General features: G+C 74.7%; 3 protein-coding genes. All 3 read left to right on the top strand.

Annotation, left to right across the window (positions count from 1 at the left end):
• Positions 1-3,036, top strand: a 3,036-nt coding sequence (locus tag ACGFRF_RS41475) for a type I polyketide synthase (protein WP_393749293.1), incomplete at its 5' end; no start/stop codon positions are given.
• Positions 3,037-3,177: 141 nt separating this feature from the next.
• Positions 3,178-9,705 carry an SDR family NAD(P)-dependent oxidoreductase gene (locus ACGFRF_RS41470; protein WP_393749291.1) on the top strand — a complete coding sequence of 2,176 codons (6,528 nt, stop codon included), beginning with the start codon at positions 3,178-3,180 and terminating at the stop codon, positions 9,703-9,705.
• A gap of 59 nt (positions 9,706-9,764) precedes the next feature.
• Positions 9,765-11,524, top strand: a 1,760-nt coding sequence (locus ACGFRF_RS41465; RefSeq protein ID WP_393749295.1) for a type I polyketide synthase, incomplete at its 3' end; no start/stop codon positions are given.

Raw genomic sequence — 11,524 nt, 5'->3', positions numbered from 1 at the left:
GTGGTGCCGGTGTGTGTCACAGGCTCGGAGGTGCTGGCGGTGGCCGGTGCTCGTCGGGGTCGTGGTGAGGTGGCGGTGGTGTTCGCCGCGCTGGCCGCGCTGCACACCCACGGCGTGAGCGTGGACTGGTCGGCGCAGTTGGCCGGTGCTCGGGTGGTGGATGTGCCGACGTATGCGTTCCAGCGTCGCCGGTACTGGCTGGACGCGTCCTCGCAGCCGGTCGGAGCCGACCGGTTCGGGCTCGACACCACCGGTCATCCCCTCCTCGGCGCCGCCGTCGCGCTGGCGGCTCGGCAGGAGCTGGTGCTCACCGGGCGGCTGGCGGTGACCGCGCAGCCCTGGCTGGCCGACCACGCCGTGGGCGGCGCGGTGTTGTTGCCCGGCGCGGCCCTGCTGGACCTGGCGCTGCACGCGGCCGCCGCGAGCGGGTGTTCGTCCGTCGAGGAACTGGAGTTGGAGACGCCCCTGGTCCTGCCGGAACAGGGTGCCGTGGACGTACAGGTGATCGTCGGCCCGCCGGACGGCTCGGGGCGCCGGCCGCTGGGCGTGCACTCCCGGCCCGGTGACGCCGAGCCGGACGCCCCCTGGGCCACGCACGCGACCGGAGCGCTGAGCACCGCACCGGCCGGGCCGCCCGCTGATCCGGGGCCGGCCGGAGCCTGGCCGCCGCCGGACGCGGTCGCCGTGCCCCTGGACAAGGTCTACCCCCGGCTGTCCGAACTCGGTTACGCCTACGGGCCCGCCTTCCAGGCGCTCCAGGCGGCATGGCGGCTCGGCGACGACCTGCTGGCCGAGGTCCGGCTACCGGAGGCCGCGCCGCCGGCCGACGGTCACACGGTTCATCCCGCCCTGCTCGACGGTGCGCTGCACCCCCTGCTCCTCGATCTGCTGGACGGGCCGTCCGACCGGTCCGGACAGGTGCGCCTGCCCTTCGGCTGGCGCGGCGTCACGCACCGCGCCCAGCCGGAAGACGCAGTCGTCCGGGTCCGGCTCGGCCGGGTCGGCGCCGACGAGGTGTCCGTCACCCTGACCGACGGCGCGGGGCACGTCCTGCTGACCGCCGATTCCCTGACCCTGCGGACCGTCGCGGCCGACCGGCTGGCCGACACGGCCGTACCCGGCATGCTCTTCGGCGTCGAGTGGACGTCCCTGCCGCCCGGTGCCCCTGAGGCACCCACGGACCCGGCCGGGCCCTGGGCGGTCGTCGGGTCGCTGTCCGCGCCCCCCGACACCGGCAGCCCGGTACGGCACCACGAGGACCTCGACTCGCTGCTGGCGTCGGTCGTCGCGGGCGCCGCCGTACCCGGCACGGTCCTGATGCATGCCGGACCGGCGGCCGAGGAACCGGACGTCCCGGCGGCGGCCGGCGCCGCGCTCGCCGACACGCTCGCCCTGCTGCGTCGCTGGCTGGCGGAGCCGGCCACGGCGGACAGCCGCCTCGTCCTGGTCACCCGGTCGGCGGTCGCCGCCCGCGACGGCGAGGTGCCGGACCCGGCCGCCGCGCCGGTGTGGGGGCTGGTCCGCAGCGCGCAGGCCGAGGAACCGGGCCGGCTGGTCCTGCTCGACTCGGACGGGGCGGACCTCCCCGGCCACGCCGTGGCCGCCGCACTGGCCTCGGGTGAACCCCAGGTCGCGGTGCGCGGCGGCACCGTCCTGGTCCCGCGGCTCACCCGGATCAGCGCGCCGGCCGGGCAGGCCCCGGCGGACTGGGGCGGCGACGGCACGGTTCTGGTCACCGGTGGCACGGGTGGGCTGGGTGCGCTGTTCGCCCGGCATCTGGTCGCGGAGTACGGCGTGCGGCGTCTGCTGCTGACGAGTCGGCGTGGTGCGCAGGCTCCGGGTGCGCAGGAGCTGGTCGCTGAGTTGCGGGGGTTGGGGGCGGAGGTGACGGTCGCCGCCTGTGACGTGGCGGACCGGGCGGCGCTGGCTGCTCTGCTGGAGACGGTTCCCGAGGGGCGTCCGCTGACCGCCGTCGTGCACGCCGCCGGCGTCCTCGACGACGCCACCGTCGCCACCATGAGCGACCGGCAGCTGCGCACCGTGCTGTCCGCCAAGGTGGACGCCGCCTGGAACCTGCACCTGCTGACCCAGGACCTCCCGCTCACCGCCTTCGTGCTGTTCTCCTCGGTCGCCGGCACCCTCGGCACCGCGGGGCAGGGCAACTATGCGGCGGGCAACGCCTTCCTGGACGCGCTCGCCCAGTACCGCCGGGCGAGCGGCCGGCCGGCGGTCTCCCTCGCCTGGGGCCTGTGGGAACGGGAGAGCGGCATGGGCGGCGCGCTCGACGCGGGCGCGCTGGCCAGGCTCGCACGGTCCGGCATCGCCGGGATCGGCGACGCCCAGGGCCTGCGTCTGTTCGACACGGCCATGGCCCTGGACCGGCCCGTGCTGGCGCCGGTCCACCTGAACCCGGCCGCGTTGCAGGCCGCCGCGGAGGACCCGCCCGCCCTGCTGTCCGGGCTGGTGCGCACGACGCGGCGGCCGGCCCGGGAGACCGCCCGGGCGGCGTCCACCGACGAAGGGCTCGCCACCCGGCTGCGCCACCTCGGCGAAGAGGACCGCCGACAGGCCGTACGGGACCTGGTGCGCGCCGAACTGGCTCACGTGCTGGGCTTCGAGGCGGCCGACGGCATCGACATCGAGCGCGGGTTCCTCGACATGGGTGTCGACTCGCTGACCGCCGTCGAGCTGAGGCGCCGGCTCAGCCGGCTCACCGGCCTGCAGCTGCGTACCACCGCCGTCTTCGACCATCCCACCGTCACCCGGCTGGCCGACCATCTGCTCGCCGAGCTGCTGCCGGACGGCACCGACCGGACGTGGACCGCCGCGTTCGACCGCTGGGAGGCCGAGCTGGCCGACCTGGCCACGGATCCGCAGGCCCGCGGCGAGGTCGTGGCGCGGCTCCAGCAGGTCCTGGTGCGGCTGCGCGGTCCCGAGCAGGAGACCGGCTCCGGCCCGGTCGCCGACGCGATCGACGACGCCAGCGACGAGGAACTGTTCCGTCTGCTCGACGGCACCCTCGAAACCCCCGAATGACCAGGTGGTCACGGCCGCCCCCCGCTTTAGCGACGGCTAAGGGGCCGCCAAGACCACCGACCTACCGTGAACGAACCGCGTGGCTGCCTCCCGCAACGGGACGGCCCACCCGCCGCACACCCTGAGGAGAGTGGATCGCCGATGGCGGACGAGGACAAGCTCCGCGCCTATCTCAAGCGGGCGACGACGGACCTTCAGGAGGCCCGGCGCCGGCTTCAGCAGGTCGAGTCGGACAGGCGCGAGCCGATCGCCGTCGTCGCCATGTCCTGCCGGTACCCCGGCGGCGTCCGTACCCCGGCCGACCTGTGGCGTACGGTGGCCGACGGGCACGACGCCATCGGGGAGTTCCCCGCCGACCGCGGCTGGGGCGTGGACGAGCTGTACGACCCCGACCCCGACCGTGTCGGCAAGTCCACCACCCGCCAGGGCGGCTTCCTGCACGAGGCCGGCCACTTCGACGCCGGGTTCTTCGGCATCTCGCCGCGCGAGGCACTCGCCGTCGACCCGCAGCAGCGCCTGCTGCTCACCCTCGCCTGGGAGGCGGTGGAGCAGGCCGGCATTCTGCCCGCCGCCCTCCGCGGCGAACAGGTGGGCGTCTTCACCGGTGTCATGTACAGCGACTACGGCACCCGCGTCCACCAGCCCTCCGAAGAGTTCGAGGGCTATCTCGTGCAGGGCAGCGCAGCCAGCATCGCCTCCGGCCGGATCGCCTACACCTTCGGCTTCCACGGTCCGGCGGTGACGGTGGACACGGCCTGCTCCTCGTCCCTCGTGTCGATCCACCTGGCCGCCCAGGCGCTGCGGCGCGGGGAGTGCACCCTCGCGCTCGCCGGCGGTGTCACGGTGATGGCCACCCCCAACACCTTCGTGGAGTTCAGCCGCCAGCGCGGACTGGCCCCCGACGGCCGCTGCAAGGCGTTCGCCGCGGCCGCCGACGGCACCGGCTGGAGCGAGGGCGCCGGACTGCTGCTCCTGGAGCGGCTGTCGGACGCGCGGCGCAACGGGCACCGGGTGCTCGCGGTGATCCGGGGCAGCGCCGTCAACCAGGACGGTGCCAGCAGCCAGCTCACGGCGCCGAACGGTCCGGCCCAGCAGCGGGTGATCCGGCAGGCCCTGGCCGACGCGGGTCTGTCGGCGGCGGACGTGGATGTGGTGGAGGCGCACGGTACGGGCACCTCGCTGGGTGATCCGATCGAGGCGGAGGCGCTGATCGCCACGTACGGCCGGGAGCGTTCGGCGGAGCGGCCGTTGTGGCTGGGGTCGTTGAAGTCGAACATCGGGCATGCGCAGGCGGCTGCGGGTGTCGGTGGTGTGATCAAGATGGTGGAGGCCATCCGTCATGCCGAGCTGCCGCGCACCTTGCACGTGGACGAGCCGTCGCCGCATGTGGACTGGTCGGCGGGCACGGTCCGGCTGCTGACCGAGCACCAGCAGTGGAAGCACGACGGCCCCCGCCGGGCCGCGGTGTCCTCCTTCGGTATCAGCGGGACCAACGCCCACGTGATCCTCGAACAGGCGCCCGACGAGGAGCCCGTCGCCCCGCTGGAGCAGACCACGCTGCCGCTGCTGCTTTCGGCGCGGTCCCCCCAGGCGCTGCGGGAACAGGCGGACCGGCTGCACCGGCACCTGACGGCACGGCCCGAGATCGGGGTCGGGGACGCGGCCTACACCCTCGCCACCGCGCGTACGGCGTTCCCGCACCGGGCCGCCGTCCTGGGCACCGACCGCGACGAACTGCTGCGCGCTCTCCAAGCCCTCGCCCACGGCGTGCCCTCCGCCGACGTGGTGTCCGGCGCCACCCCCGACCGCACCGGCAAGGTCGTGTTCGTCTTTCCGGGGCAGGGGTCGCAGTGGGTGGGGATGGGCCGGGAGTTGCTGGCGAGTGAGCCGGTGTTCGCGGAGCGTCTTGCCGCGTGTGCGGCGGCGTTGGAGCCGTTCACGGGGTGGTCGGTGGTGGATGTGCTGCGCGGGGGTGCGGGTGCGCCGTCGTTGGAGCGTGTCGATGTGGTGCAGCCGGTGCTGTTCGCGGTGATGGTGTCGTTGGCCGCGGTGTGGCAGGGGTTCGGTGTGCGTCCGGCGGCTGTGGTGGGGCATTCGCAGGGGGAGATCGCGGCCGCGTGTGTGGCGGGTGCGTTGAGCCTGGAGGACGCGGCGCGGGTCGTGGCGCTGCGTTCCAGGGCGATCAGGGCACTGGCCGGACAGGGCGGCATGCTCTCCGTGCCGCTCGCCGCGGAGCGCGTGACCGCCGACCTCGAACCCTGGGCCGGCCGGGCCGGAGTGGCGGCCGTCAACGGCGCCTCCTCCACCGTGGTCTCCGGCGACGCCGCCGCACTGGAGGAGATCCTCGCCCACTACCTGGCACAGGACGTACGCGCCAGAGCCGTGCCGGTCGACTACGCCTCGCACTCGGCCCACGTCGAGGCCATCGAGGAGGAGATCCGCACCGCGCTCGCCCCCGTCGCCCCCCGGAGCCCAAAGATCCCGGTGTTCTCCACCCTCACCGGCGACTGGGCCGAACCGACCGCCTTCGACGCCGACTACTGGTACCGCAACCTGCGCCACCCGGTGCGGTTCGGCCCGGCCACCCAGGCCCTCGCCCAACAGGGCCACACCGTGTTCATCGAGGTCAGCGCTCACCCGGTGCTGGTGATGGGCATCCAGGAGACGCTGGACGCGGCCGAACTGACCGGCGCCGCCTTCGGCACCCTGCGCCGGGACCGGGGCGGACTGCGGCAGTTCACCGAGGCCGTCGCACACGCCCACCTCGCCGGCGTCCCCGTCGACTGGAGCCGCGTCGCACCCGACGGCGCCCGCCCCGTGGAACTGCCCACCTACCCGTTCCAGGAGGAACGCCTCTGGCTGGACGCCGACGCGGCCCTGTCCGACGCGGCCGAGCTGGGCCTGAACGCCGCCGGTCACCCGCTGCTGGGGGCCGCCGTCGACCTCGCCGACGGCGGTACGGTCCTCACCGGACGGCTCTCCACGGCCGCCCAGCCCTGGCTCGCCGACCACGCCGTCTTCGACACGGTCCTGCTGCCCGGCACCGCCCTGCTCGAACTGGCCGTCCGCCTCGGTGACGAGGTGCGCTGCCCGCGCGTCGACGAACTCACCCTGGAGACACCGCTCGTCCTGCCCGAGCAGGGAGCCCTGCGGATCCAGCTGGTGGCCGAGGCCGCCGACGACAGCGGGCGCCGTGCCTTCGCCGTGCACTCCCGCGCCGACGACGACCTGCCGTGGCGGCGGCACGCGTCCGGTGTCCTCGCCCCGGACGACGGGTCGGCCGCACCCCGGCCCGCCGCCCCCGGGACCTGGCCGCCGGCCGGTGCCCGCCGTGTGGAACTGGACGGCTTCTACGCGGGTCTGGCCGCGACCGGATACGGCTACGGTCCCGCCTTCCAGGGACTGCGGGCACTGTGGCAGGACGGCGACGACCTGTTCGCCGAGGTGGAACTGGGCGACGAGACCGCCGGCGAGGCCGCGCGGTACGGTGTCCACCCCGCGCTGCTGGACGCCGTGCTGCACGCGCTGTGCTCCGAACGGCCGGACACCGTCCGGCTGCCCTTCGCCTGGTCCGGTGTACGGCTCCACGCGAGCGGCGCCACCGCCGGCCGGGCCAAGCTCAGCCGCACCGGCACCGACCAGGTCACCCTCACGCTCACCGACACCACCGGTGCGCTCGTGCTCACGGCCGACGCGCTGTCCCTGCGCGCCACCGACGCGGCACGGCTCGCCGACCGCCGCCACAGCCCCGACGCGCTGCTCGCCCCGCACTGGCGACCGGCCGCCCTCGACCAGGCCGTCCCCGTGGACGTCTCCACCTGGGCCGTGCTCGGGGACGCCCCGCTCGGCGAGCCGATCCGGACGGCGCAGGGCACCCCGCGCGTCCACCGCCGGCCGGCCGACCTCCTCGCCGAGCCGGCGACGGGCGCGACGGCTCCCGAGATCGTCGTCCTGCCCGTCGCACCGGTGACCGGCCCGGTCACGGACGCGGCCGCCACGGGGACCCCGGCCGATCCGGCAGCCCCGGACACCGCCAGGGCCACGCTCCTCGACGTCCTGACGGTCATCCAAGAGTTCCTCGGCGCGCCCGAGTTCGCGGAGAGCCGTCTGGTGCTGCTCACCCAGGGCGCCGTGGCCGCGGCGCCGGGGGAGACGGTGGACGACCCGGCAGCGGCCGCCGTCTGGGGTCTGGTGCGTAGCGCCCAGTCCGAGCACCCCGAACGGTTCGTGCTGGCCGACCTCGACCCGGCGGGTGCCGCACCGGAACTCCTGGCCGCCGCGCTCGGCAGCGGGGAACCGCAGTTCGCGATCCGGGCCGGCGAGGTCCTGCTGCCGCGCCTGATCCGCACCGCAGAGCATGAGCGACTCGCCCCGCCGGACGACGCGTCCCACTGGAAGCTCGACACCACCGGCAGGGGCACCTTCGAGAACCTCGCCCTCGTCCCCTCCGATGACGACACCCGGCCGCTGGGACCCGGCGAGGTCCGGGTCGCCGTCCGCGCCGCGGGCCTGAACTTCCGCGACACGCTGATCGCCCTCGGCATGTACCCCGGCCAGGCGGCGATCGGCGGCGAAGCCGCCGGAACCGTCGTCGAGGTCGCCCCCGACGTCACCGCACTGGCGCCCGGCGACCGGGTGATGGGCCTGTTCCCCGGCGGAGGCATCGCACCCGTCGCCGTCACCGACCACCGGATGCTCGGCAGGATCCCGCGCGGCTGGACGTACACGCAGGCCGCCTGCGTCCCGGTCGTCTACCTCACCGCCTACTACGGGCTGCGCGACCTGGCCGACGTGCGGGCGGGGGAGTCCCTGCTCATCCACGCCGTCACCGGCGGCGTCGGCATGGCCGCCCTCCAACTCGCCCGGCACTGGGGCCTGGAGGTCTACGGCACCGCCAGCCCCGGGAAATGGGACATCGCCCGCACCCTCGGTGTGGACGGCGAACGACTGGCCTCCTCCCGCGACCTGGACTTCGAGGAGCGGTTCCGCGCCGCCACCGGCGGGCGGGGCGTGGACGTGGTGCTCAACTCCCTCGCCCGCGAGTTCGTCGACGCCTCGCTCCGGCTGCTCGGCCCCGGCGGACGGTTCCTGGAGATGGGCAAGACCGACATCCGGCCGGTCGCCGACCTGGCCGCCGAGCACCCGGGGGTCGCGTACCACCCCTACGACCTGGTGCTGGACGCCGGACCGGACCGGATCGGCGAGATGCTCGCCGAACTCGCCGACCTCTTCGACCGCGGCGTCCTCACCCCCCTGCCCACCACCATCTGGGACGCCGCCCGGACGCCCGCCGCCTTCCGCCACCTCGCCCAGGCCCGACACACCGGCAAGCTGGCCGTGGTGCTCCCGCCGCGCCTCGACCCGGCCCAGACCGTCCTCATCACCGGCGGCACCGGCACCCTCGGCGCCCTCACCGCCCGCCACCTGGTCACCCGGCACGGCGTACGGCACCTGCTGCTCGTCGGCCGGCAGGGCGAGCAGGCACCCGGAGCCGCCGACCTGCACGCCGAACTCACCGCGCTGGGCGCCGATGTCACCATCGCCGCCTGCGATGTCGCCGACCCCGACGACCTGGCGGCCCTGCTCGCCCGCATCCCGGCCGAGCACCCGCTGACCGCGGTCGTCCACGCGGCCGGCGTCCTGGACGACGCGACCGTGGACCGGCTCACCCCCGAGCAGGTCGACCGCGTCCTGCGCGCCAAGGCGGAGGCGGCCTGGAACCTGCATCGGCTTACCCAGGACGCGCAGCTGTCGGCGTTCGTGGTGTTCTCGTCCCTGGCCGGTGTCCTCGGCAGCCCCGGACAGGGCAACTACGCCGCGGCCAACGCCTACCTGGACGCACTCGTCCAGCACCGCCGCGGCCAGGGACTGCCCGCCACCTCGCTGGTCTGGGGTCTGTGGACGCAGGCCTCCGGCATGACGGGAGCGATGAACGCCGCCGACGTACGGCGGGTCTCGGCACTCGGTGTCCGCCCGGTCGAACCCGCCGAAGGCCTGGCCCGGTTCGACGCGGCACTCGCCCACGGCGGCGCCGTCCTCGTCCCGGCCGACCCCGACACCACCGCGCTGCGCGCGGCCGACCCCGCGTCCCTGCCCCCGCTCCTGCGCGACCTGGTCCAGCACACCGCACGGCCCACCGCGCACACCGCGCGCCCCGCAGGGGGCACCGCGCTCCTGGACGGCATGGACGAGGACGCACAGCAGAGCTACCTGGTCGACCTGGTACGCACCCACGCGGCCACCGTCCTCGGGCACGCCACCGCCGACGCGATCGACGCGGCACAGGAGTTCAAGAAGATCGGGTTCGACTCGCTGACCGCCGTGGAACTGCGCAACCGGCTCGCCACCGCGACCGGGCTGCGCCTCCCGGCCACCCTGGTCTTCGACCGTCCCACGCCCACCGCGCTGGCTGCCGAACTGCGCACCCGGCTCGCCCCGGCCGACACCACGCCGACCGTACTCGCCGAACTCGACCGGCTCGCGGAACGGCTGCGCACCGCCGACGTCGACGCCGACACCCGTACGGCCGTCGGCGAGCGCCTCGGAGCCCTGCTGCGCTCCTGGAACACCCCGCCCGACGGCGCCGACGACCAGCCCGCCGAGGACCTCGGCGCCGCCACCGACGAAGAACTGTTCAGCGTGATCGAGAACGAGCTCGGGATCTCCTGAGCCTGCCCGGAGGATGTTGACGTCGCATGGCAAACGATCAGACGGCGAACGACGCCAAGCTGCGGGACTACCTGAAGAAGGTCACCACCGAGCTCCGGCAGGCCCGCCAGCAACTCGCCGACACCGAGGCCCGGGCCCACGACCCGGTCGCGGTGGTCGGCATGGCCTGCCGCCTGCCCGGCGGCGTGGCCTCCCCCGACGACCTCTGGCAGCTCGTCGCCGAAGGCCGCGACGCCCTCGGCCCCTTCCCGACCGATCGCGGCTGGGACCTGGACACGCTGTTCGACCCCGATCCCGAGCGGCCGGGCAGCTGCTACGCCCGCCACGGCGGCTTCCTCGAGGACGCAGGCGGCTTCGACGCCTCGTTCTTCGACATCTCCCCGCGCGAGGCCCTGGCCATGGCCCCGCAGCAGCGGCTCGTCCTGGAGACCGCGTGGGAGGCCCTCGAACGCGCGGGCATCGAACCCGGCACCCTGCGCGGCAGCCGCACCGGCGTCTACACCGGCGCCGACGACCAGGACTACGCCACCGTGCTCGCCGGCACCGCCGCGGACCTGCACGGCTACATCGGCACCGGCACCCTCTCGGCCCTGATCTCCGGCCGGATCGCCTACACCCTCGGTCTGGAGGGTCCGGCGGTGACGGTGGACACGGCGTGCTCGTCGTCCCTCGTCGCCATCCACCTGGCGGTGCAGGCGCTGCGGCGCGGCGAGTGCACCCTCGCCCTCGCCGGCGGCGTCGCCGTGATGTCGACCCCCAACGTCCTCACCGAGTTCAGCCGCCAGCGCGGCCTCGCACCCGACGGCCGCTGCAAGGCGTTCGCGGCGGGCGCGGACGGCACGGGGTTCGCCGAAGGGGCCGGGCTTCTGGTCCTGGAGAGGTTGTCGGACGCGCGGCGCAACGGGCACCGGGTGCTGGCGGTGATCCGGGGCAGTGCGGTGAACCAGGACGGGGCGTCGAACGGGTTGACGGCGCCGAACGGTCCGTCTCAGCAGCGGGTGATCCGGCAGGCGCTGGCCGATGCGGGTCTGTCGGCGGCGGACGTGGATGTGGTGGAGGCGCACGGCACCGGTACGACGCTGGGTGATCCGATCGAGGCGGAGGCGCTCATCGCGACCTATGGTGCGGCGCGTTCTGCGGAGCGGCCGTTGTGGCTGGGGTCGTTGAAGTCGAACATCGGGCATGCGCAGGCGGCTGCGGGTGTCGGTGGTGTGATCAAGATGGTGGAGGCCATCCGTCATGCCGAGTTGCCGCGCACCCTGCACGTGGACGAGCCGTCCCCGCATGTGGACTGGTCGGCGGGCACGGTCCAGCTGCTGACCGAGCACCAGCAGTGGGAAGGCGACGGTCCCCGCCGGGCCGGGGTGTCCTCGTTCGGCATCAGCGGCACCAACGCCCACCTGATCCTCGAAGAGGCCCCGGCCGACGAACGGCCCGCTCGCACCGCCCCGCCCGCCGGCACGCTGCTGCCCTGGGTGCTCTCCGCCCGGAGCGCCGACGCCCTGCGCGAGCAGGCCCGCCGCCTCGCCGACCGGTTGCCTCGCACGCTCGGCGGGGCGGACCTCGCCGACGTCGGGCACGCCCTGCTGACCACCCGCTCCGCCTTCGACCACCGCGCTGTGGTCGTCGCCGCCGAGACGGACGACTTCCTCGCCGGCCTGGAGGCTCTGGCCGAGGGGCGGTCGGTGACGGGGACGGTGACCGGGCAGGTGGGTCCGGTTGGCCGTACGGCGTTCGTGTTCACGGGTCAGGGTGCTCAGCGGGTGGGGATGGGTCGGGAGTTGTATGGGGTGTTCCCGGTGTTCGCGGCTGCGTTGGA

The sequence above is a fragment of the Streptomyces sp. NPDC048521 genome, from assembly GCF_043199855.1.
GTDB lineage: Bacteria > Actinomycetota > Actinomycetes > Streptomycetales > Streptomycetaceae > Streptomyces.
Note: the sequence above shows the minus strand (reverse complement) of the source record. Positions and strands in the feature narration are given on the sequence as shown.

Excerpts from the sequence above, each read along its gene's own strand:
- ACGFRF_RS41470 (WP_393749291.1), top strand. The coding sequence starts at position 3,178 with ATGGCGGACGAGGACAAGCTCCGCGCCTATCTCAAGCGGGCGACGACG.